The organism is Aquitalea sp. S1-19 (assembly GCF_024343515.1).
Genome location: NZ_RJTZ01000329.1, coordinates 1 through 892, shown reverse-complemented (window position 1 = coordinate 892; position 892 = coordinate 1). Strand labels below are relative to the sequence as shown.

The following is an 892-nucleotide window of genomic DNA, read 5'->3' as shown; positions in this document are numbered from 1 at the left end:
TGGGGCGTGATGGCCGGCGGCTGGTGGTTCCCGCAGATGGCCGCGTCCTTCCTCGCCATCGCAATCATCATCATGTTCATCTCGGGTGAGGCCGAAAAAGACTTGGTCGACGCGTTCACCAAGGGCGCATCCGAACTGGTCGGGGTGTCGCTGATCATCGGCCGTGCCCGCGGCGTCAATATTGTGCTCGACCAGGGCATGATCTCGGACACCCTGCTGCATTACGCGTCCGGCCTCGTCGCCGGCATGCACGGCAGCGTGTTCGCGGTCGCGCAGATGCTGGTCTTCACGCTGCTGGGCTTCGTGGTGCCATCGTCGTCCGGCCTTGCCGTGCTGTCGATGCCGATCATGGCGCCACTGGCTGACACCGTCGGTATCCCGCGCTACATCGTCGTCTCGGCGTACAACTGGGGGCAGTACGCCATGCTCTACCTCGCGCCGACCGGCCTCGTGCTGGCGACCACGCAGATGCTGGGCATGCGCTTCAACCACTGGGTGCGCTTCGTGCTGCCCATGGTCGGCTTCGTACTGGGCTTCGGCGCGCTGCTGCTGGTCGCGCAGGTGATGTTCATCTAGCCGCCACTACCGGCAGGTGGCCCGCGCCGCCTGCCGGCTGCGATCTGTCTGCTGTGGTTTACAGCTAGAACATATCCGCCAGATGACAGCTACCGGGTGCAAGCGTCACCACGCTACTGACCTGCAAGCGCCAATGCTCGCCTTCTGCGGAGACCGTCCCCAACACGCCAGCCTGCACCGGCTGGCCCTGGCGCGAGCGCCATGCCTGTTCGAGCTGCGCCATGGCCGCCTCTGGCAACAACAGCATGTAGTGCGTCCTGACGGCATTGCAGCGCTCGAGCTGCCACTGACCGCCAACTGGCGTCAGCGTGCCCTG

General features: G+C 65.2%; 1 protein-coding gene and 1 pseudogene. One reads left to right on the top strand and one right to left on the bottom strand.

Translation table 11 applies throughout. The annotated features are described in order from the left end of the window. Nucleotides 1-576: pseudogene (locus EGI20_RS18855) on the top strand (YfcC family protein); the annotation flags it as partial. A 64-nt stretch (nucleotides 577-640) separates the two neighbouring features. Here EGI20_RS18855 and EGI20_RS18850 read toward each other — a convergent pair. Continuing rightward, on the bottom strand, nucleotides 641-892 hold a 252-nt coding region (locus EGI20_RS18850; protein WP_498632332.1), incomplete at its 5' end, for a hypothetical protein.